Origin of the sequence: Micromonospora peucetia (assembly GCF_900091625.1) — a bacterium.
GTDB classification, from domain to species: Bacteria; Actinomycetota; Actinomycetes; order Mycobacteriales; family Micromonosporaceae; genus Micromonospora; species Micromonospora peucetia.
The window spans coordinates 6777653-6799333 of record NZ_FMIC01000002.1 but is presented as its reverse complement, the minus strand read 5'-3'; the positions used below and the strand labels follow the sequence as shown (position 1 = coordinate 6799333).

The window sequence follows — 21681 nt, the reverse complement described above, 5'->3', positions numbered from 1 at the left end:
GGGACTCAGCCCGCCGGGCGCTCCCGCTTCGGCAACTTCGCCACCACCGCGTCGTACGACCCGTCGACGGCCTCGATCAGCTCCTCCTCGTCGATCCCGCCGGCCAGGCGCAGCCGGTTCCAGCCGGATCGCCCGATGTACGGCGACGGCCGCGCGTCGTCCGGATGCCGGTGCAGCCACTCGTCGGCCACCTCCCGGCTCGGGCCGCACTTGACGCCGACGCTCGGGTCGTCGCCGTCGGAGGAGCCGAGGAAGGCGAAGATCCGGCTGCCGACCTTGACCACCTCGTCGCCCTCCCACGGCTGGTCCAGCCAGGCCCCCGGCTTTTCCAGGCAGTACGACAGCATCTCCTCGCGGGTCATCGCGTCCTCCTCGGCACCGCTCCCGCGCACAGTCTGGCCCATCGGCGGCGTCAGTCGGTGGCGGCGGTGCGGGCCGAGAGCCGTTCGAAGCGCTGTTTGGCGGCCTGCGCGCTGCCGAGCCCGAGCCCGTACGCGATCTGCTGCCAGGTCAGGCCACGCCCCCGGGCCAGCGTGAGCAGCCCCGCCTCCATCGTGTCGACCTCGGCGCGCAGATGTGGGACGAGGGTGAGCGCAGCGATGAGGTCCGCCTCGTCGGCGGGTTCCTCGCCGGGCTCGAGCTCGGCTCCACCGGCGGCGAGCGCGGTGACCAGCGCGATCGCCTCAAAGGAGTCCGGCAGGTAGGGGTTGGTGTGTCGGCGGCGCCGGGTCTCGGTGTCGGCGTGCCGCTCGGCGATCCGGTGTAGCGCCGCGTAGGTGCGGTGGGCCCGGGAACGACTGGCGTCGGGTGCGGTGAAGGCTTCGGTCATGCCCCCATCCCAGCGCATCAACGAGCCGTTGTCAATGCTTTGTTGAAGCGACAGGGGTGTGTCGGTAGCCGCCGACCGCTGGTCGACGGTGTGGGCGGATGCGTCTACTCCACCTGTCTGAGGATCTGCGCGAGCGAGTTGACCGGCCGCTGCACAGCGCGCTGGGCAAGATCCGGCAGGGTCACTGGCCCGAGGGCTGGAATCGTCGCCCGGTGGACGAGGCTCGAGCAATGGGGAGGCTCAGCGTCCGCATTTCGGGAAGGCCGTTCCGTTTTGTGGGATGACGGGAGATCTTGGTAGGGGGTGGCCCCTGGAGGGGCCGTTGCGTACCAAGATCTCCCGTGCGGTCAGCCGCTCCGGATCGTGGCCGTCCCGCACGCCGGGTGCCGGCGGCAGCGGCGGCAGCGGAAATACCTCTCGACAACTCACACCGCTCCCCGCCGTCCGTCAACCTCTTGCGAGCTGGATGCGAACCGCTCGTCTGTCGGGTGGGTGGGGCGTAATGGTCGTCGCCTGGACTCCACCCCCGGGCGATCGTAGATTCGTTTCGTGGCGTCGGTGATTGAGATGGTGGGGCTTGTTTTCGTTGTCGCGGTCTCGCTAATCCTCCTGGTGCTCATGGTGATCCATCTGTTGAAGCCGCGAGTCTCCCGGCCCGGCGACGAGGCCGGCGATTACCCGCTTCACCCTCCGCCAGACGGAGGCGCTGGCGGCGATGCAGGTGGTGGCGGGGACTAGTCCGTCCGGCGGCATCATCGCTGTCCGGTTGTCGATCGCCAGCTTCCGGCGTTTCCTGGACTGGTGGACTACTCCTGGCTTCGTGCTCCAGCGGCAGAGGTACCCAAGACGGCGCAGACGCTGCTCGGCTGGGAGATCTCGGCGGAGGGCGTCCGGATCAGGCTGACAGAGGTCGAGGCGTACGCCGGCACCGGGGAAGACCCCGCCTCACATGCCCACCGGGGGCCCACGCCCAGGACCAAGGTCATGTTCGGGCCGTCCGGGCACGCTTACACCTACTTCGTGTTCGGTGTTCACTGGTGCTTGAACATCGTTCTGGGCCGTGCGGGGGAGGCAGCGGCAGTCCTGCTGCGCGCGGGCGAGGTCGTTGACGGACTGGACGTAGCCCGCAAGCGTCGTGGGGAGATAGCTGACCGCGACCTTGCGCGGGGGCCAGCTCGGTTGGTGGTCGCGCTGGGGGTCACCGCCGAAGCCAACGGCACTTCGGTCATCGACGGCAAGGGGCCACTCCTGCTGACGCCACCCACGCGCCCGGTCTCGCCGGCAGTCATCTCCGCTGGCCCGAGGGTCGGGGTGGCCGCTGCGCACGACGTGCCGTGGCGGTTCTGGATCGCAGGCGACCCGACCGTCAGCGCATACCGCCGGCACGTTCCCCGTCGGCGGTCGTGACGCCGCTGTCGTCCTGGGACGGATACCGGTAGTGACGCAGCCGGACGGGCTCGCCGCCGGGACCGGTCCAGTCCGCCTGGCTGAGGTGGTTGAGCTGCCAGCCGGTGGCCTCGTACGTGGCGACCGCGCCGGATCTTCCGTCGTCGACGACCTCCAGGATCAGGGCCAGCCCCCGGGACCCGGCCCACTGTTGCGCCTGTTTCAACAGGCGCCGACCGACGGCCTGCCGGCGGTACGCGGGCACGACGAAGAGCCGGCTGACCTCGGCGGCCGGTCGGCTCGTCGGCGGATCCGCGGAGGTCGAGACGGTGACCGCCTCCATCGGGCAGGGGCCCGTGACCCGGTCGACAGCCAGGTGGCCGGCGAGGGTTCCCCCGGGGTCCTCGGCGATCCAGGCGTGCAGCAGCCCGGCGGGACTCAGCCAGCCGTGCGGGTCGACCGGCCAGTTCAGCGGGTAACCGTCGGTGTGGTGTACGACGGCGAGCGCCTCGACACAGCGGTCGAGGTCCGCCGGGCAACGATCCCTCATGATCATCTTCATGAACTCGATCATTTGCCGGAACTCCGCTGGCGTCAACCGATCGCAGGTCAGCTCCGTCGTCCTGCGGGTCGGTGGTGGGGGTGACGGCGGCCACTGGTGGCGCCACCGGCCATGGAATAGTTGACTCGTCAAATATGTTGTGCCGTGCGTCCGGGAGCCGCAGCGGCCCCGGCCGGGACAACGCGAGGAGCTGGTCATGCAGTTCGGAGTCTTCACCGTCGGCGACGTCACGGTCGACCCGACCACCGGTCGCGAGCCGACCGAGCATGAGCGGATCAAGGCGATGGTCACCATCGCGCTCAAGGCCGAGGAGGTCGGCCTGGACGTCTTCGCCACCGGCGAGCACCACAACCCGCCGTTCGTGCCGTCGTCGCCGACCACCATGCTGGGCTGGATCGCCGCCCGCACCGAGCGCCTGCTGCTCTCCACCTCCACCACGCTGATCACCACCAACGACCCGGTGAAGATCGCCGAGGACTACGCGATGCTCCAGCACCTCGCCGACGGCCGGGTGGACCTGATGATGGGACGCGGCAACACCGGGCCGGTCTACCCGTGGTTCGGCCAGGACATCCGCAACGGTATCCCCCTCGCCATCGAGAACTACGACCTGCTGCGCCGGCTCTGGCGTGAGGACGTCGTCGACTGGAAGGGCCGCTTCCGCACCCCGCTGCAGTCGTTCACGTCGACGCCGCGTCCGCTCGACGGCGTGCCGCCGTTCGTCTGGCACGGCTCGATCCGCAGCCCTGAGATCGCCGAGCAGGCCGCCTACTACGGCGACGGCTTCTTCGCCAACCACATCTTCTGGCCCAGCGAGCACACCCAGCGGATGGTCGCGCTCTACCGGCAGCGGTACGCCCACTACGGTCACGGCTCCGCCGACCAGGCCATCGTGGGCCTCGGCGGGCAGGTGTTCATGCGGCGCAACTCGCAGGACGCGGTCCGGGAGTTCCGGCCCTACTTCGACAACGCGCCGGTCTACGGCCACGGCCCGTCGCTGGAGGAGTTCACCGCGCAGACCCCGCTGACCGTGGGCAGCCCGCAGCAGGTCATCGACCGCACGCTGGGCTTCCGCGACTACGTCGGCGACTACCAGCGCCAACTGTTCCTCATGGACCACGCCGGCCTGCCGCTGAAGACCGTGCTGGAGCAGCTCGACCTGCTCGGCGAGGAGGTCGTCCCGGTGCTGCGCAAGGAGTTCGAGTCGCTGCGTCCGGCGCACGTGCCGACCGCCCCCACCCACGAGTCCCTGCACGCCGCCGCCCGCGACACCGCGAACCGGGACGCCGTCGCCCGGGACGCGGCGGACCGTGCCGGGACGGAGGAGGGCTGATGACCCGCCGCACCCTCGCCGTGGTGTCGGCCGGGCTGGGGCAGCCCTCGTCGACCCGGCTGCTCGCCGACCAGCTCGCCACGGCCACCCGCGACGAGCTGGCCCGGCGCGGCGACGACGTCGACGTACGCCCCGTCGAGCTGCGCGAGCACGCCCACGACATCGTCAACCACCTGCTGACCGGTTTCCCGTCGCCCGCACTGCGGGAGGTGCTCGACACGGTCACCGGAGCGGACGGGCTGATCACCGTCACGCCGATCTTCCACGCCTCGTACAACGGGCTGTTCAAGTCGTTCTTCGACCTGGTCGAATCCGGCGCGCTGGCGGACCGGCCGGTGCTGGCCGGCGCCACCGGCGGAACGGCCCGGCACTCGCTGGCGTTGGAGCACGCCGTCCGCCCGATGTTCGCCTACCTGCGCGCGGTCGTGGTGCCCACCGCGGTCTTCGCCGCGCCGGAGGACTGGTCCGCCGGCGCCGCCGACGGCGCGCTGCGGGCGCGGATCGTCCGCGCCGGGGGTGAGCTGGCCGAGCAGATCCACCGCCGTCCGCCGTCCGTCGGCCCCGCCGACCCGTTCGCCCTCACCACCAGCTTCGAGGAACTCCTCGGCGGCCGGGGCCACTGACCGCCGCCGACCCGCCGACCCCGCTCGGGGCCGGCGGGTCGGGGCACGTCAGCGGGCGTGACCGTACGGGTGGGCGACCAGCACCGGGCAGCGCGCGTGCTGCACCAGGGCCTGGCTGACCGAGCCGAGCAGCAGCCCGGTGAACCCGCCCCGGCCCCGGGAACCGACCACCACCAGCGCCGCGTCCCCGCTGGCCTCGACAAGCGCCTGCTCGGCCTTCGGTGCCCGCAGCAACCGCCCCTCGACGACCAGCCCCGGGTGGCTGCCACGGACCGCCGCCGCGGCGGTGGCCAGCAGCTCGGCGGACTCCGCGTGCGCGGCGGCCTGAGTCTCCGTCACCTCGTCCGGCACCCGGCGGTCCCCGTCCGGCGGCTGGACGTGCACCAGCACCAGCCCGTCGCCACGGCGGGCCGCCTCGTCGGCGGCGTACCCGACCGCCAGCTCGGCGGACTCCGACCCGTCCACGCCGACCAGCACCGGCCCGGCGACCGGGATCGGCTCCTCGGCGGGGCGCACCACCAGCACCGGGCAGTGCGCGTGGGCGGCCACCTGCGTGCCGACCGAGCCGAGCAGCAACCCGGCGAAGCCGCCCAGCCCCCGGCTGCCCACCACCACCAACTCGGCCTGCCGGGACTCCGCGACCAGCGTCGCACCCGGCCCGCCGGCCACCTGGCGCACCTCGACGGTCAGCCCCGGACAGCGCCCGACGAGGTCAGCGGCCGTCGTCTCCAACATCTTCTGCGCCTCCTCGGTCGGCGCCGGCAACCCCACGTCGTACGGGTTGATGGGCACGCCGTAACCGAGCGGATGCAGGTAGCCGTGCACCAGGTGCAGCGGACGCGACCGCAGCACGGCGGCCCGTGCGGCGTGCTCCGCCGCCACCAGGCTCGCCGCCGATCCGTCCACACCCACCACCACGGGTCGGTTCATGAGTCCTCCCAGGTCGATCAGGTCATTGTCGACGTGCCACCGCCGACTCACCGGCATTTACCCGGACGCCGTCGTGCCGGCCGGGGGGAGTGGCCGGCACGACGGCGTCGCGGTGGTGACCGGGTCAGGACCTCGCGGCACCCTTCGGGGTCCGCACGATCACCAGCGGACAGTGCGCGTGGTGCAGCACCGCGTGGCTGACCGAGCCGAGCAGCAGCCCGCCCAGCGCGCCCCGGCCGCGCGCCCCGACGACCACCAACTGGGCCCTCTTCGACTCCTCGACCAGTACCCCGCCCGGGGAACCACGGACCAGCCGGTGCTGCACCGGCACGTCGGGGTAGCGCTCGGCGAAGCCGGCGAGGGACTCGACGAGCACCCGCTCCTCGTCGGCGGCGAGGGCGTCCAGGTCGTACACCAGGGGCAGGATGTCACCCGGGCCGACCGGCGTGGGATAGAGCCAGGCCTGCACCGCGACCAGCGGGGCACCCCGGCGGCTCGCCTCGTCGAAGGCGAACGCGACGGCCTCGAGGGAGCACTCGGAGCCGTCGACGCCCACCACGACCGGGCCCTCGGTGCGCTGCTCGCCGCGCACCACGAGGACGGGGACCTGCGCGTGGGCGGAGACCTGCACGGTGACCGAGCCGAGCAGCAGCCCCGCGAAGCCGCCCAGGCCGCGGTTGCCGAGCACCAGCAGGGCGGCGTCCTGGGACTCCCCGAGCAGGACGGGGGTCGCCGCGCCGTCGATCACCACACCGGTCACCGGCACGTCCGGGGCGACCTTGGTGGCCGCGGTGATCGCCTCGGCCACGTACCGCTCGGCCTGGTTGCGCAGGCCGGCGCCGGCCGGGGCGCCCGCCGCGGCGCCGAGCGGGGCGCGCGTCAGCGGCCAGATGAAGGCGTGTACGACCCGCAGCGGACGCTGCCGCTCCGCAGCCTCCCGCGCCGCCACCCGGACCGCGTCCAGTGCGGCGGCCGAACCGTCCACACCCACCATGACGGGGGCACCGGTGTTGATGGTCATTGACTCCTCCTTCGTCCACCTTCATCCTGCTCCATCCGCACGCTACCGGTCAGAGGAGGTCGTCCCGCGCACCGGGACCTTGGTCCCGGATCACGGGCCCCTGGCCATCGGCCGGGCCGACCGATGACGGCGCGCGCTGAGCGGGTGGGCGGGCCCCGGCCAGAGCGTCGGGCGTGGCCCCGTCCGTGGCGGCGGGCCCGTCCTGCGGGGCCCTGTCCGGTGCGGCCTCGTCCGCCTGGGTGGCCCGGCCGGCCGGGCGGCGGGCCAGCCGCAGCACCAACCCGGGCAACACGCTGACGGCGGCGCAGGCCAGCAGTTCCACCGCGTCGAGCGGCTGGGTGCCGAGCAACTCCCGCAGCGGGGGCAGCAGCACCCCGGCGACCTGGAGCAGCGCGGAGACTGCCACCGCTACCGGCAGTGCGTGGTTGCCGCGCCGGGTACCGTGCGGTCGTGGCGCGCGGACCGCGAGCGCCACCCCGAGCTGCGCCAGGCCGAGCACCACGAAGACCACCGACTGCCAGGGCCGGTCCCAGTGCGCGGCGAGCACGCCGGCGCCGAGCACCACGGCGGCGATCAGGCCGCCGGTGACCAGCACGTCCCGACCCAGACCGGCCCCGAGCACCGACTCGGACGGTGAGCGGGGCGCCCGGCGCAGCGTGCCCGGCTCCGCCGGCTCCGCGCCCAGCGCCACCCCCGGCACGCCGTGGGTGAGCAGGTTGACCCAGAGGATCTGCGCCGGCAGCAGCGGCACGGCCAGCCCGAACAACGGGCCGAGCAGCATCACCGCGATCTCGGCGACGCCGCCGGAGAGCGCGTAGCGCAGGAACCGCCGGATGTTGTCGTAGATGCGGCGGCCCTCGCCGATCGCGGCGGCCACCGTCGACAGGTCGTCGTCGACGAGCACCAGGTCGGCGGCCTGCCGGGCGACCTCCGTGCCGCCGCCCATCGCCACCCCGATGTCGGCCCGGCGCAGCGCCGGAGCGTCGTTCACCCCGTCGCCGGTCATCGCCACCACGTGCCCCCGCGACTGCAGGCCGGCGATGATGTCGAGCTTCTGCTCCGGCTGGGTCCGTGCGAACACCCGCGCCTGCGGGTCCGCCCGCGCCGGGTCGCCGTCGTCCCCGCGTACCACCGGGTCGCCCTCGCGCCAGAGCCCCAACTGGCCACCGATCGCCGCGGCGGTCGCGGGATGGTCGCCGGTGATCAGCACCAGCCGGACCCCGGCGTCGTCGAAGCTGCCCGCGATGTCGGCCGCGCCCGGGCGCAGCGGGTCGCCGACGGCGACCAGCCCCACAGGTCGCAGCCCGGCCGGCCGGGCGGGGTCGGCCGGCGGGGCGTCCACCACGGCGGACGCGATCGCCAGCACCCGCAGCCCTTCGGCGGCCAGCCGGTGCGCGGCGGAGGTCAGCTCGGCGATCTCCTCGGCGGAGGCGTCGACCAGTGGGGCGGCCAGCACGTTCTCCGGCGCGCCCTTGCACACCACCAGGTACCGCCGGTCGCAGCAGCGGTGCACGGTGGTCATCCGGCGCAGTTCCTGGTCGAAGGGGTGCTCGGCCACCCGCGGCCACGCCGCCCGGGTGCGTTCCGGGTCAAGCCCGCACCGGGCGGCGAAGGCGACCAGCGCCGCCTCCAGCGGATCGCCGACGGCGGCCCAGCCCGGCCGCTCGTCGGTGGGCGGCGCCAGGGTCGCGTCGTTGCAGAGCAGTCCGGCCCGCGCCAGCCGGCGCAGGTCGTCCGGTACGGCCACCGGCGTACCCCGCCGGTGTACGGCACCGTGCGGCGCGTAGCCGCTGCCGGTGACGCCGTAGCGGGAGCCGTCGCCGGTGACGGCGTGCTGCACCGCCATCCGGCCCTCGGTGAGCGTGCCGGTCTTGTCCGAGGCGATGACGGTGACGGAGCCGAGCGTCTCGACCGCGTGCAGCCGGCGGGGGATGGCCCGTGCCCCGGCCATCCGGCGGGCGCCGAGGGCGAGGGCGAGGGTGACGACCGCTGGCAGTGACTCGGGCACGGCCGCCACCACCAGGCTCACCGCGGTGACCGCCATGTCGACCACCGGCCGCCCGCCGACGACGCCGATGACGAAGACCAGACCGGAGAGCAGCACCGCCGCGAGACCGAGCACCCGGCCGAGCCCCGTGAGTCGACGCTGCAACGGGGTGGCGGCGGGCCGGGTGGACGCCACCAGGGCGGTGATCCGGCCGAGTGCGCTCGCGGCGCCGGTGCGTACCACCGTGCCGGTGGCCCGTCCGGTGGTGACCACCGTCCCCGCGCTGGCCTCCTCGCCGACGGCCCGGGTCACCGGCACCGACTCGCCGGTCAGCGCCGACTCGTCGACACTCAGCCGGGCCGCCTCGGCGAGCAGCAGATCGGCGGGGACCACGTCGCCGGCCTCGACCCGGACCAGGTCACCACGGACGATCTCGGCGGCGGGCAGGACGACGTCCCGGCCGTCCCGGACGACCCGGGCAGTGGGCGCGGCGAGCTGGTCCAACGCGGCGATCGCCCGGTCGGCGCGGACCTCCTGCACCACCCCGATGGCGGTGTTCACCAGCACCACCAGCACGATCACCGCGGTGTCCGGGTAGTCGCGCAGCACGGTGGTGACCACGGCGGCGGCCAGCAGCAACGCCACCAGCGGGTCGGTGAGTTGGTGCAGGACCCGGCCGCCCAGGTGCCGGCGGGCCGGCGCGACGGCCGCGTTCGGCCCGTCCGCGCGCAGCCGGGTGGCGGCCTGTGCCGAGCTGAGCCCGGTCACCGGCCTGGTCGAGATGTCAGCAGGCACCGGTACGTCCCCGTGGCCGCCGTTCTCCGGACTGTCCCACATCACCCTCCGCCATGCCGTGGCGCCGTCGCGGCGCACCGTCCCGGTTTCACCCTCGCCGCGCCGGGTGCGAACCCGCCAGGGGAGTTCCGCCCGCGCGGCCCGGGACCAACGGCCCTGCCGCCCGACTCCGTCGTGCGGTGGGATGGGACGGGACGACCCGTCGCGGGCACCCGGCCACCGCCGGCCCCGCCCGACGAAAGGGGCACCGCATGACCACCGTGGACGTGCTACGCGCACATCCGTTCCTGGCCGGGCTGCCGGAGCCGTGGCTGCCCCGGCTGGCCGGCCACGCCCGGCCGGTGGTCTGGCACCCCGGGCACCGGCTGTTCCGGGCCGACCGGCCGGCCGAGCGCTTCTGGCTGGTCCGCACCGGTCGGGTGACGCTCGACTTCGAGGTGCCCGGCCGGGGCGACGTGGAGATCGAGACGATCGGCCCGGGCGGGGTGCTGGGCTGGTCGTGGCTGTTCCCGCCGTACCGCTGGCAGTTCGGGGCGGTGGCCGCGCAACGCAGCACGGCGGTGGAGTTCACCGCGGAGGGGGTGCGCCGGCTGATGGAGTCCGACGACGCGCTCGGCCGGCAGCTCACCACCCGCTTCATGAGCGTCGTGGTGGACCGGTTGCACGCGGCCCGGGGCCGGCTGCTCGACCTCTACGGCTAACCGGTGGGCGCCCCGCCCGCCGGCGGACCAGCCCGGCCCGCGCCGTCGTCGGCAGAGACCACCCGGGCCGGCCCGCCGCCGGGGTCCGCGCCGGTCGGAACCGTCGACCCGGCCGCCGCGGCAACGGCGGCCGGGCCGCGGGGTCAGGGCTGGAGCACCAGGCGGGCGGCGACCCGGCCGGCGAGCACGTCCTCGATGGCATCGTTGATCTCATCGAGCTTGCGCACCTCGTGGATCACCCGGGTACGGCCGGCCGCGTGCAGCCGGAACACCTCCGCCAGGTCCGCCCGGGTGCCGACGATCGAGCCGATCACAGTGATCCCCTTGAGTACGGTCTCGAAGACCGGCAGGGTCATCGCGTTCTCCTTCGGCAGCGAGACCAGCACCAGCCGGCCGCCGCGGCGCAGGCAACCGTGGGCCTGCGCGATCACGGTCGGGCTCGCGGCCAGCACGACGGCCACGTCCACCCCGCCGAGCGCGGTGATCGCCTCGACCGGGTCGACCCGGGCCGCGTCGACCGTGTGCGCGGCGCCGAGGGAGGCGGCCAGTGCCAGCTTCTCGTCGGTGACGTCGACGGCCACCGTCTCACCGCCGTGCAGCTGGGCGTACTGCTGGGCGAGGTGACCGAGGCCGCCGATGCCGAAGATCGCCACCCGGTCGCCCGGCCGTACCCCGGCGACCTTGACCGCCTTGTACGTGGTGACACCCGCGCAGGTCAACGGAGCCGCCTCCACCGGGTCGACGCCCTCGGGCACCCGTACGGCGTAGCGGGCCGACCCGACCGCGTACTCGGCGTGCGCGCCGTCGATGGCGTAGCCCGTGTTGCGCTGCGACTCGCACAGCGTCTCCCAACCGGTGACGCAGTAGTCGCAGGTGCCGCAGGCCCAGCCGAGCCACGGCAGCGCGACCCGGTCGCCGACGGCGTGCTCGGTGACCCCGGCGCCCACCCGCTCGACGATGCCGACCCCCTCGTGGCCCGGGACGAAGGGCGGGTTCGGTTTGACCGGCCAGTCGCCGCGGGCGGCGTGGATGTCGGTGTGGCACAGTCCGCTGGCCTCGATCCGGACCAGCAACTGGCCGGGACCGGGCTGCGGCACGGGCACGTCGAGGATCTCCAGCGGACGGTCGAACGCGGTGACAACCGTGGCGCGCATCGGGGCCTCCCAGCTCGCTTCTCGCTTTCGACCACCACTCTGCCGGGCGGGACCGGCGCCGGGCAGAGCCGGAGGACCACCGTGAACAGGACCTCCGGCCCTCTGGCGAGCGTGGTTGTCGGTGGCCGGCCCTATCCTCGGGCCCGTGACCGCCGAGCTGCGCCTGCGCCCCGTACGCGACGACGACCTGCCCTTCTTCTTCGCCCATGAGCAGGACGCGGAGGCCAACTGGATGGCCGCCTTCGGGCCGGCGGACCCGGCCGACCGGGGGCGGTTCGACGACCACTGGCGCCGCGTGCGCGCCGACGAGCGGATCGTCGCCCGCACGGTGGTCGTCGACGACGAGGTCGTCGGCCACGTGGTCGCCTTTCCCGCCGACGAGCAGACGGAGGTCAGCTACTGGATCGACCCGCGCCGCTGGGGCCGGGGGCACGCCACGGCGGCGCTCGCCACGCTGCTGCGCGAGCTGCCCCAGCGACCCGTGCGCGCCCGCGCCGCCAAGGACAACCGGGCCTCGCTCGCGGTGCTGCGCAAGTGCGGCTTCGTCGTCACCGGCGAGGACAAGGGGTACGCCAACGGCCGGGGCGCCGAGGTGCAGGAGTGGGTGCTGGAGTTCGCCGGCGACTGACCCATCCGCAGGTGACCGGGCATGCCGGGCCCGACCGCGGCGCCCACCCGGCCACCGCATCCGCGCGACCACTACTCTCGCGGGGTGAACTGGCTGGAACTGATCGGCTGGACCGGCTCGGCGCTGCTGGTCTGGTCGCTGCTGCAGACGCGCATCCTCCGGCTGCGTGCCCTGAACCTGGTCGGCTGTCTGATCCTGATCGGTTACAACGCCGCCGTGCAGGTCTGGCCGATGGTCGGGCTGAACGTCGTGCTCGCCGTGATCAACGTCTGGTACCTGCGGACCATGCTCGCCACCCGCCACGACGAGGCCACCTACCAGGTGGTCGAGGTCGGGGTCGACGACCAGTTCCTGGCCCACACGCTGCGGGTGCACGCCGCCGACATCGCCCGGTTCAACCCCGGCTTCCGCTGGCCCCCCGGCACCGTCGCCGAACGTACGGCGTTCCTGGTCGTCCGCGCCGACGAGGTGGTCGGCGTGGTGTTGTCGCACGCCGCGGCGGACGGCGTGGCACAGGTCGACCTCGACTACGTCACCCGGCGGTTCCGGGACTTCACCCCGGGCGAGTTCGTCTACCGGCGCAGCAGCCTCTTCACCGACCGGGGCTTCCGCCGGGTCGTCACCCCACCCGGCATGGTCGCCCCGTACTACCACCGGCTGGGCTTCCGCCCCGAGGGCCGCTCGTACGCCCTCGACCTGCCCGCCGGGCCGGCCGCCGCGCGGACCTGATCACTTCGGGCACCGGATGAGGATTCACCGGCCGGCCCGGCGGGCACAGACTGGCCTACGCCGGCCGTGACCTTCGGCCGGCGGTGCCCGTCGTGCCGGCGGGCACCGGTCCCGCGTGAGGAGAGCCAGGCGTGCAGAGCATCTGGACCCAACTGGCCCTGGTCGGTGTCCTGGTCATCCTCAACGCGGTCTTCGCCGGCAGCGAGATGGCGCTGGTCTCACTGCGGGACAGCCAGATCCAACGGCTGGAACGCGTCAGCCGCGCCGGCCGGGTGCTGGCCCGTCTCGCCAAGGATCCGAACCGTTTCCTGGCCACCATCCAGATCGGGATCACCCTCGCCGGCTTCCTGGCGTCGGCGGCGGCGGCCGTGTCGCTGGCCAAGCCTCTCGTACCGCTGCTCAGCGCGTTCGGCGGCGCCGCCGAGACCCTCGCGATCGTGCTGGTCACCCTCGCGTTGACCTTCGTCACCCTGGTCTTCGGGGAGCTGGCCCCGAAACGGATCGCCATGCAGGCCGCGGAGCGGTGGGCGCTGCTGGTGGCCCGCCCGCTCGATCTGCTGGCCTCCGCGACCCGCCCGGCCGTCTGGGCCCTCGGCGCCACCAGCGACCTGGTGGTACGTCTGGTCGGGCTGAACCCCAAGCACGAGCCCGACGAGATCGGCCCGGACGAGCTGCGTGACATCGTCGCCGGCAACCACGGCTTCACCAAGGAGCAGCGGACCATCATCGCCGGTGCCGTGGAGATCGCCGACCGGCAGCTGCGGGCGGTGCTCGTACCCCGGTTGCAGGTCTTCACGCTCGACAGCGGCACCACGGCGGAGGCCGCGCGGCTGCTGCTGGCCGCCACCGGCCACTCCCGGGCGCCGGTGGTCCGGCACGGCGGGCTCGACGACGCGGTCGGGGTGATCCACCTGCGTGACCTGGTCGGGGTGCCCGACGACCGGCCGGTCGACGAGTGCGCCCGACCACCGATGCTGCTGCCGGACTCCCTGCCCGTGGTGGACGCGCTGCGGCAGTTCAAGGCCGAACGCCAGCACATCGCCCTGGTGGTCGACGAGCGTGGCGCCGTCGACGGGATCGTCACCCTGGAGGACATCCTGGAGGAGATCGTCGGGGAGATCTACGACGAGACCGACCGGGACGTGCGCTCCGTGCGCACCGAGCCGGACGGCGCGATGTCGCTTCCCGGCACGTTCCCCGTGCACGACCTGGTCGATCTCGGGGTCGAGCTGCCGGGCCGTCCGGGCGGCGACTACACCACCATCGCGGGTCTGGTGCTCACCTGCCTCGGCCACATCCCCACCGTCGCGGGGGAGAGCGTCACGGTGGACGGCTGGGAGCTGGAAGTGACCCGCATCGACCACCGCGCGATCACCGGAGTGCGGCTGCGCCGACGGGCCGAGTCGACCCCCGACGCCGAGGCCGTGCTGGACGAGGCCCGGGGCTGAGCCACGCGGACGAGCGGCTGTCCGTCGTGCCCCCGCCGCGGGCCGCGTCGCCGCGGCGCGGTCAGGCCGGGTAGAGGTTCTGCAGCCGGACCTGGCCGCGGGCCACGAGCCGGTCGTCGGCGTCGGTGATCTCCACCTGCCAGAGCTGCTGGCTGCGTCCCCGGTGCACGGGGGTGCCCACGGCGCTCAGCTCGCCGTCGTGGACCGCCCGGAGGAAGTCGGTCTGGTTCGACACGCCCACGACGCGCCCCCGATCGCCCAGCCACAGCGAACCGCCGATGCTGGCGGCCGTCTCGACCACCGAGCAGTACACGCCGCCGTGCTGGATCCCGAACGGTTGGTGCAGCTCAGGGCGGACCTGCCAGCGGATCACCACACGGTTCCCGTCGACCTCGTCCAGCTTGAGGCCGAGCAGGGCGACGAAGCCGCCCGTCAGATCCGGCATCTCCACGGCGTTCTCCTCCTCGATCAGGGCGCGGCCAGCCTACGCCGCGGCCCACCCGGCAAACCCGGTACGGTCCGTCCCCGGTCATGGGGGAGAATCGGTGACCGTGACCGACAGCAGCCCCCCGCCTCCCGGGCGGGACTCCCTGACCGACGACCTGCGGTGGCGGGGCCTGATCCAGGACTCCACCGGCCTCGACGAGCTGCGTACGCTGCTCGACGGCGGTTCCGCCGCCTACTACGTGGGCTTCGACCCGACCGCGCCGAGCCTGCACGTCGGCCACCTCATGCAGGTCGCCACGGCCCGTCGGCTCCAGCTCGCCGGGCACCGGCCGCTGCTGCTCGTCGGCGGCGCCACCGGGCAGATCGGCGACCCGAAGGAGAGCGCCGAGCGGTCCCTCAACCCGCCCGAGGTGGTCGCCGGCTGGGTGGCCCGGATCCGCGACCAGCTCGCCCCCTTCGTCTCGTACGAGGGCGAGAACGCGGCGCGACTGGTCAACAACCTGGACTGGACCGGCGAGATGTCGGTGGTCGAGTTCCTCCGTGACGTCGGCAAGCACTTCCCGGTCAACAAGATGCTGGCGCGGGAGGTGGTCAGGGCGCGGCTGGAGAGCGGCATCAGCTTCACCGAGTTCAGCTACCAGCTGCTCCAGGCGAACGACTTCTTCGAGCTGCACCGCCGGCACGGATGCCAGCTCCAGTTCGGCGGCTCGGACCAGTGGGGCAACATCACCGCCGGCGTCGACTACATCCGCCGGCGCGGCGCCGGCCCGGTGCAGGCGTTCACCACGCCGTTGGTGACGAAGTCCGACGGGACGAAGTTCGGCAAGACCGAGGGCGGCGCCATCTGGCTCGACCCCGAGATGACCAGCCCGTACGCGTTCTACCAGTTCTGGGTCAACGTGGACGACCGGGACGTGGGTCGCTACCTGCGTTACTTCAGCTTCCGTTCCCGCGAGGAACTGGAGGCGCTGGAGAAGGAGACCGCCGAGCGGCCGGCGGCCCGGGCGGCACAGCGGGCGCTCGCCGAGGAGCTGACCACCCTGGTGCACGGCGAGCGGGAGATGGCGCAGGTGGTCGCCGCGAGCCAGGCGCTCTTCGGCCGTGGCTCGCTGGACGACCTCGCGCCGGCGACGCTGCGGGCCGCGCTGGCTGAGGCCGGCCTCGTCCACGTCGACGAGCTGCCCGACGTCGCCGGGCTGCTACGCGACTCCGGGTTGGTGCCGAGCCTCAAGGAGGCGCGCCGGGTGATCGCCGAGGGCGGCGCCTACGTGAACAACACCCGGGTCACCGAGACTGACGCCACGGTGGGCCTCGACGAGCTGCTGCACGGCCGGTACCTGGTGCTGCGTCGCGGCAAGCGGTCGTTCGCCGGGGTCGAGCTGCGCGGATAGTCGTACGTCGCGGATGTGACGCGGGACGCCCCCGGCGGATTTGACGATCAATCCGCCGGGGGCGTAACTTTCTCTCTGCCAGCGCGGAACGGACGAATCGGGGCGAAAGCACCGGCGGCCGGGCGCAGGATTGAGCTTCGGGGCCGGAGAGTTGCACTTTCCGGTACCCGGGCCGGGCGGTGCCCCGAGTCTGCCGCGAGGCGGATTTGGCGAGGCGGAGCCGACCGGGTATGGTTCATCGCCGGTAGGGAACCGGGCGAGCTCGCGGGAAATCGCAGAGCGGCCGGCCTGCCGGAAGCCACTGTCGGGAACGGCGAGAGCCGTTGTCAGGTGGCGCCCGGAAATAGGGTTGAAGTGGTGCGGATCGCTACAGAGCGGTTTGACTCGGCGGAAATCACCGGGTAGCGTAGTAAAAGTGCCCGGCGCGAGAGCGGCGGGGATGCGAACGAAATGCCCCGGGTCGGGTGCTCCACGGTGTGGGGTTTCTGGGCGGTGTGTGGTTGTTCTTTGAGAACTCAACAGGGTGCTTGATAAGCCAGTGCCAAAATGATTTATACCCCGGGATTGGTCAGGCTTCGGTTTGGCTGGTCTTGGATTCCTTTGGCAACATTTGTTTGTTGCCGGGACAGTTTTTCAACAAGTTTTTGTTGGAGAGTTTGATCCTGGCTCAGGACGAACGCTGGCGGCGTGCTTAACACATGCAAGTCGAGCGGAAAGGCCCTTCGGGGTACTCGAGCGGCGAACGGGTGAGTAACACGTGAGCAACCTGCCCTAGGCTTTGGGATAACCCTCGGAAACGGGGGCTAATACCGAATATGACCTTATACCGCATGGTGTTTGGTGGAAAGTTTTTCGGCCTGGGATGGGCTCGCGGCCTATCAGCTTGTTGGTGGGGTGATGGCCTACCAAGGCGACGACGGGTAGCCGGCCTGAGAGGGCGACCGGCCACACTGGGACTGAGACACGGCCCAGACTCCTACGGGAGGCAGCAGTGGGGAATATTGCACAATGGGCGGAAGCCTGATGCAGCGACGCCGCGTGAGGGATGACGGCCTTCGGGTTGTAAACCTCTTTCAGCAGGGACGAAGCGTAAGTGACGGTACCTGCAGAAGAAGCACCGGCCAACTACGTGCCAGCAGCCGCGGTAAGACGTAGGGTGCGAGCGTTGTCCGGATTTATTGGGCGTAAAGAGCTCGTAGGCGGCTTGTCGCGTCGACTGTGAAAACCCGCAGCTCAACTGCGGGCCTGCAGTCGATACGGGCAGGCTAGAGTTCGGTAGGGGAGACTGGAATTCCTGGTGTAGCGGTGAAATGCGCAGATATCAGGAGGAACACCGGTGGCGAAGGCGGGTCTCTGGGCCGAAACTGACGCTGAGGAGCGAAAGCGTGGGGAGCGAACAGGATTAGATACCCTGGTAGTCCACGCTGTAAACGTTGGGCGCTAGGTGTGGGGGGCCTCTCCGGTTCCCTGTGCCGCAGCTAACGCATTAAGCGCCCCGCCTGGGGAGTACGGCCGCAAGGCTAAAACTCAAAGGAATTGACGGGGGCCCGCACAAGCGGCGGAGCATGCGGATTAATTCGATGCAACGCGAAGAACCTTACCTGGGTTTGACATGGCCGCAAAACTCGCAGAGATGTGAGGTCCTTCGGGGGCGGTCACAGGTGGTGCATGGCTGTCGTCAGCTCGTGTCGTGAGATGTTGGGTTAAGTCCCGCAACGAGCGCAACCCTCGTTCGATGTTGCCAGCGCGTTATGGCGGGGACTCATCGAAGACTGCCGGGGTCAACTCGGAGGAAGGTGGGGATGACGTCAAGTCATCATGCCCCTTATGTCCAGGGCTTCACGCATGCTACAATGGCCGGTACAATGGGCTGCGATACCGTGAGGTGGAGCGAATCCCAAAAAGCCGGTCTCAGTTCGGATCGGGGTCTGCAACTCGACCCCGTGAAGTCGGAGTCGCTAGTAATCGCAGATCAGCAACGCTGCGGTGAATACGTTCCCGGGCCTTGTACACACCGCCCGTCACGTCACGAAAGTCGGCAACACCCGAAGCCGGTGGCCCAACCCGTAAGGGAGGGAGCCGTCGAAGGTGGGGCTGGCGATTGGGACGAAGTCGTAACAAGGTAGCCGTACCGGAAGGTGCGGCTGGATCACCTCCTTTCTAAGGAGCACCTTCCGACGAAAGTCGGTAAGGAGCCCGCACTGCCCGCATGTGGTGGTGGGGTGCTCGATGGCGGAGACACTGGCGAGTTTTTCTTCGGCAACGGCCGGGGCAACCTAGTACAGCTGCCTTTTGGGGTGGTGGGAACGGATTGTTCTGGTGCGGCTGAGGGAGGATGTAGAGCACCCTGTTGGGTCCTGAAAGAACAACCGGTGGTTGTTTCTTTCGGAGCCGTTGGCGAGCGTGAGCTCGTCGGGCTGCCAGGCATGACCTGGCCTCGCATACCGATCACTGTGGTGGTGCTGGTGTGGGGTGGATCTGGTTGTGGGTTGGTCGTTTGTTGAGAATTGCACAGTGGACGCGAGCATCTTTGTGGTCAAGTTGTCAAGGGCGAACGGTGAATGCCTTGGCACCAGGAGCCGATGAAGGACGTGGGAGGCCGCGATAGGCCTGGGGGAGCTGTCAACCAAGCTGTGATCCCAGGGTGTCCGAATGGGGAAACCTGGCTGGAGTCATGTCCAGTCACCCACACCTGAACACATAGGGTGTGTGGAGGGAACGCGGGGAAGTGAAACATCTCAGTACCCGTAGGAAGAGAAAACAATTTAGTGATTCCGTGAGTAGTGGCGAGCGAAAGCGGATCGAGGCTAAACCGGCTGCGTGTGATACCTGTCAGGGGTTGCGTGGTCGGGGTTGTGGGACCCTGCTGAACGAGCTGACACTTGTTCGAGAAGTTACAAAGTTAGTGGCTAGTCGAACAGTCTGGAATGGCTGACCGTAGACGGTGAAAGTCCGGTAGGTGAAAGTTGCTGACCTTCTGTGGGTATTCCCGAGTAGCGGCGGACCCCTGTAATCTGCCGTGAATCTGCCAGGACCACCTGGTAAGCCTAAATACTTCCTGGTGACCGATAGCGGACAAGTACCGTGAGGGAATGGTGAAAAGTACCCCGGGAGGGGAGTGAAATAGTACCTGAAACCGTTCGCCTACAATCCGTCGGAGCCTTGCGGGGTGACGGCGTGCCTTTTGAAGAATGAGCCTGCGAGTTAGTGGCATGTGGCGAGGTTAACCCGTGTGGGGGAGCCGTAGCGAAAGCGAGTCTGAATAGGGCGATTCAGTCGCGTGTCCTAGACCCGAAGCGGAGTGATCTAGCCATGGGCAGGCTGAAGCGCGGGTAAGACCGCGTGGAGGGCCGAACCCACCAACGTTGAAAAGTTGGGGGATGACCTGTGGTTAGGGGTGAAAGGCCAATCAAACTCCGTGATAGCTGGTTCTCCCCGAAATGCATTTAGGTGCAGCGTCGCGTGTTTCTTGCCGGAGGTAGAGCACTGGATGGTCTAGGGGGCCCACAAGCTTACCGAAATCAGCCAAACTCCGAATGCCGGTAAGTGAGAGCGCGGCAGTGAGACTGCGGGGGATAAGCTTCGTAGTCGAGAGGGAAACAGCCCAGATCACCAGCTAAGGCCCCTAAGCGTGTGCTAAGTGGAAAAGGATGTGGGGTCGCATAGACAACCAGGAGGTTGGCTTAGAAGCAGCCACCCTTTAAAGAGTGCGTAATAGCTCACTGGTCAAGTGGTTCCGCGCCGACAATGTAGCGGGGCTCAAGCACACCGCCGAAGCTGTGGCATTCACATTTTATCCTCGCTTGGACTTGATTCCTTGTGCAGGTGTGTGGATGGGTAGGGGAGCGTCGTGCCGCGAGTGAAGCAGCGGGGTGACCCAGTTGTGGACGCGGCACGAGTGAGAATGCAGGCATGAGTAGCGAAAGAAGGGTGAGAAACCCTTCCGCCGGATGACCAAGGGTTCCAGGGCCAGGCTAATCCGCCCTGGGTGAGTCGGGACCTAAGGCGAGGCCGAGAGGCGTAGTCGATGGACAACGGGTTGATATTCCCGTACCCGCGAAAGAGCGTCCCTGATGAATCTCGTTGTGCTAACCATCCGAACCGGCGGCGACCTTCGGGTCAATGTTTGGGGAGCGTGGGAACCTGGCGGGTAGTAGTCAAGCGATGGGGTGACGCAGGAAGGTAGCTGAGCCCGGCCGGTGGTTGTGCCGGGGTAAGCGTGTAGGCCGTACCATAGGCAAATCCGTGGTGCATGAAGGCTGAGACGTGATGCCGAGCCGATTCAGGTGAAGTCAGTGATCCTATGCTGCCGAGAAAAGCCTCTAGCGAGTTCTTAGCGGCCCGTACCCCAAACCGACACAGGTGGTCAGGTAGAGAATACCGAGGCGATCGGGCGAACTGTGGTTAAGGAACTCGGCAAATTGCCCCCGTAACTTAGGGAGAAGGGGGGCCGGAGACGTGAAGCCCCATGCGGGTGGAGCGTTGTATGGCCGCAGAGAGCAGGGGGAAGCGACTGTTTACTAAAAACACAGGTCCATGCGAAGAAGTAATTCGATGTATATGGACTGACGCCTGCCCGGTGCTGGAACGTTAAGGGGACCTGTTAGCTCTTCGGGGCGAAGCGGAGAACTTAAGCGCCAGTAAACGGCGGTGGTAACTATAACCATCCTAAGGTAGCGAAATTCCTTGTCGGGTAAGTTCCGACCTGCACGAATGGCGTAACGACTTCCCCACTGTCTCAACCACAGGCCCGGCGAAATTGCATTACGAGTAAAGATGCTCGTTACGCGCGGCAGGACGGAAAGACCCCGGGACCTTTACTATAGCTTGACATTGGTATTCGAATTAGCTTGTGTAGGATAGGTGGGAGCCGGTGAAGTCCATACGCCAGTATGGGTGGAGGCAATCTTGAAATACCACTCTGGTTGATTTGGGTATCTAACTTCGGACCGTTATCCGGTTCAGGGACAGTGTCTGGTGGGTAGTTTAACTGGGGCGGTTGCCTCCTAAAGGGTAACGGAGGCGCCCAAAGGTTCCCTCAGCCTGGTTGGCAATCAGGTGTTGAGTGCAAGTACACAAGGGAGCTTGACTGTGAGACTGACAGGTCGAGCAGGGACGAAAGTCGGGACTAGTGATCCGGCACTTGCGAGTGGAAGCGGTGTCGCTCAACGGATAAAAGGTACCCCGGGGATAACAGGCTGATCTTCCCCAAGAGTCCATATCGACGGGATGGTTTGGCACCTCGATGTCGGCTCGTCGCATCCTGGGGCTGTAGCAGGTCCCAAGGGTTGGGCTGTTCGCCCATTAAAGCGGTACGCGAGCTGGGTTTAGAACGTCGTGAGACAGTTCGGTCCCTATCCGCCGTGCGCGTAGGATACTTGAGAAGGGCTGTCCCTAGTACGAGAGGACCGGGACGGACGAACCTCTGGTGTGCCAGTTGTCCCGCCAGGGGCACGGCTGGTTAGCTACGTTCGGAAGGGATAACCGCTGAAAGCATCTAAGCGGGAAGCTTGCTTCAAGATGAGGTATCCCACCCCACTTTGTGGGGGTAAGGCCCCCAGCTAGACGACTGGGTTGATAGGCCGGAAATGTAAGCCCGGTAACGGGTTCAGTTGACCGGTACTAATAGGCCGAGGACTTGACTACTAAGCTGCTACGCGTCCACTGTGCAACTCTTGGCAAACGAACAACAAACCCACGCGTGTGTGTGGTGTTGT

At 69.5% G+C, this 21681-nt stretch carries 16 protein-coding genes and 2 rRNA genes; 10 read left to right on the top strand and 8 right to left on the bottom strand.

Annotated features, from left to right (window positions below; translation table 11 throughout):
• Positions 1–5: 5 nt before the first annotated feature.
• Together GA0070608_RS29670 and GA0070608_RS29665 are read right to left on the bottom strand one after the other, a co-directional pair.
• Complete coding sequence (locus GA0070608_RS29670) at positions 6–362, bottom strand: MmcQ/YjbR family DNA-binding protein (RefSeq protein WP_091632789.1); 357 nt, start codon at positions 360–362, stop codon at positions 6–8.
• A 50-nt stretch (positions 363–412) separates the two neighbouring features.
• On the bottom strand, positions 413–829 hold the full coding sequence (locus GA0070608_RS29665) for a DNA-binding protein (protein ID WP_091632784.1): 417 nt from the start codon (positions 827–829) through the stop codon (positions 413–415).
• An 801-nt stretch (positions 830–1630) separates the two neighbouring features.
• On the opposite strand from GA0070608_RS29665, the gene GA0070608_RS29660 reads away from it, so the two are divergent.
• The gene (locus tag GA0070608_RS29660; RefSeq protein WP_091632779.1) at positions 1631–2236 is read left to right on the top strand and encodes a DNA-3-methyladenine glycosylase; all 606 of its coding nucleotides are present in this window, start codon (positions 1631–1633) and stop codon (positions 2234–2236) included.
• Here GA0070608_RS29660 and GA0070608_RS29655 read toward each other — a convergent pair.
• On the bottom strand, positions 2196–2777 hold the full coding sequence (locus GA0070608_RS29655; RefSeq protein WP_091636501.1) for a GNAT family N-acetyltransferase: 582 nt from the start codon (positions 2775–2777) through the stop codon (positions 2196–2198). The genes GA0070608_RS29660 and GA0070608_RS29655 overlap by 41 nt on opposite strands.
• A 196-nt stretch (positions 2778–2973) precedes the next feature.
• Here GA0070608_RS29655 and GA0070608_RS29650 point away from each other — a divergent pair, with 196 nt between their 5' ends.
• Both GA0070608_RS29650 and GA0070608_RS29645 read left to right on the top strand, forming a co-directional pair.
• Entirely contained in the window at positions 2974–4110 is a 1137-nt protein-coding gene (locus tag GA0070608_RS29650; protein ID WP_091632775.1) for an LLM class flavin-dependent oxidoreductase, read from the top strand.
• The gene (locus GA0070608_RS29645; protein ID WP_091632772.1) at positions 4110–4733 is read left to right on the top strand and encodes an FMN reductase; all 624 of its coding nucleotides are present in this window, start codon (positions 4110–4112) and stop codon (positions 4731–4733) included. Before GA0070608_RS29650 ends, GA0070608_RS29645 begins: the two co-directional genes overlap by 1 nt.
• A gap of 48 nt (positions 4734–4781) precedes the next feature.
• Here GA0070608_RS29645 and GA0070608_RS29640 read toward each other — a convergent pair whose 3' ends face one another.
• The 3 genes from GA0070608_RS29640 to GA0070608_RS29630 form a co-directional block, all read right to left on the bottom strand.
• Positions 4782–5663, bottom strand: coding sequence for a universal stress protein (locus GA0070608_RS29640; RefSeq protein ID WP_091636496.1), 882 nt, complete (start codon positions 5661–5663; stop codon positions 4782–4784).
• Between the two features lie 124 nt (positions 5664–5787).
• The gene (locus tag GA0070608_RS29635) at positions 5788–6684 is read right to left on the bottom strand and encodes a universal stress protein (protein ID WP_091632768.1); all 897 of its coding nucleotides are present in this window, start codon (positions 6682–6684) and stop codon (positions 5788–5790) included.
• A 49-nt stretch (positions 6685–6733) separates the two neighbouring features.
• The gene (locus tag GA0070608_RS29630) at positions 6734–9508 is read right to left on the bottom strand and encodes a cation-translocating P-type ATPase (protein ID WP_411970753.1); all 2775 of its coding nucleotides are present in this window, start codon (positions 9506–9508) and stop codon (positions 6734–6736) included.
• A gap of 209 nt (positions 9509–9717) precedes the next feature.
• On the opposite strand from GA0070608_RS29630, the gene GA0070608_RS29625 reads away from it, so the two are divergent.
• Positions 9718–10167, top strand: a complete 450-nt coding sequence (locus GA0070608_RS29625) for a cyclic nucleotide-binding domain-containing protein (protein WP_091632764.1) — start codon at positions 9718–9720, stop codon at positions 10165–10167.
• Between the two features lie 143 nt (positions 10168–10310).
• Here GA0070608_RS29625 and GA0070608_RS29620 read toward each other — a convergent pair whose 3' ends face one another.
• Entirely contained in the window at positions 10311–11321 is a 1011-nt protein-coding gene (locus GA0070608_RS29620; protein ID WP_091632761.1) for a zinc-dependent alcohol dehydrogenase, read from the bottom strand.
• A 145-nt stretch (positions 11322–11466) separates the two neighbouring features.
• On the opposite strand from GA0070608_RS29620, the gene GA0070608_RS29615 reads away from it, so the two are divergent.
• The 3 genes from GA0070608_RS29615 (at position 11467) to GA0070608_RS29605 (ending at position 14126) form a co-directional block, all read left to right on the top strand.
• Positions 11467–11949, top strand: a complete 483-nt coding sequence (locus GA0070608_RS29615; RefSeq protein ID WP_091632757.1) for a GNAT family N-acetyltransferase — start codon at positions 11467–11469, stop codon at positions 11947–11949.
• 84 nt (positions 11950–12033) lie between these two features.
• The gene (locus GA0070608_RS29610; RefSeq protein ID WP_091636493.1) at positions 12034–12678 is read left to right on the top strand and encodes a hypothetical protein; all 645 of its coding nucleotides are present in this window, start codon (positions 12034–12036) and stop codon (positions 12676–12678) included.
• 131 nt (positions 12679–12809) lie between these two features.
• Entirely contained in the window at positions 12810–14126 is a 1317-nt protein-coding gene (locus GA0070608_RS29605) for a hemolysin family protein (RefSeq protein ID WP_091632754.1), read from the top strand.
• 61 nt (positions 14127–14187) lie between these two features.
• Here the strand turns inward: GA0070608_RS29605 and GA0070608_RS29600 are convergent, their stop codons facing one another.
• The gene (locus tag GA0070608_RS29600; protein WP_411970797.1) at positions 14188–14571 is read right to left on the bottom strand and encodes a PaaI family thioesterase; all 384 of its coding nucleotides are present in this window, start codon (positions 14569–14571) and stop codon (positions 14188–14190) included.
• 106 nt (positions 14572–14677) lie between these two features.
• Here GA0070608_RS29600 and tyrS point away from each other — a divergent pair, with 106 nt between their 5' ends.
• The 3 genes from tyrS to GA0070608_RS29585 all read left to right on the top strand — a co-directional run bounded on the left by tyrS (position 14678) and on the right by GA0070608_RS29585 (position 21610).
• Positions 14678–15964: a tyrosine--tRNA ligase gene (gene tyrS, locus GA0070608_RS29595; RefSeq protein ID WP_091636488.1), complete on the top strand. Its 1287-nt coding sequence runs from the start codon at positions 14678–14680 to the stop codon at positions 15962–15964.
• A 644-nt stretch (positions 15965–16608) separates the two neighbouring features.
• Positions 16609–18124: ribosomal RNA gene (locus tag GA0070608_RS29590) — 16S ribosomal RNA — on the top strand.
• A 374-nt stretch (positions 18125–18498) separates the two neighbouring features.
• Positions 18499–21610: ribosomal RNA gene (locus GA0070608_RS29585) — 23S ribosomal RNA — on the top strand.
• The 16S and 23S rRNA genes sit together here, the layout of an rRNA operon.
• Positions 21611–21681 lie beyond the last annotated feature (71 nt).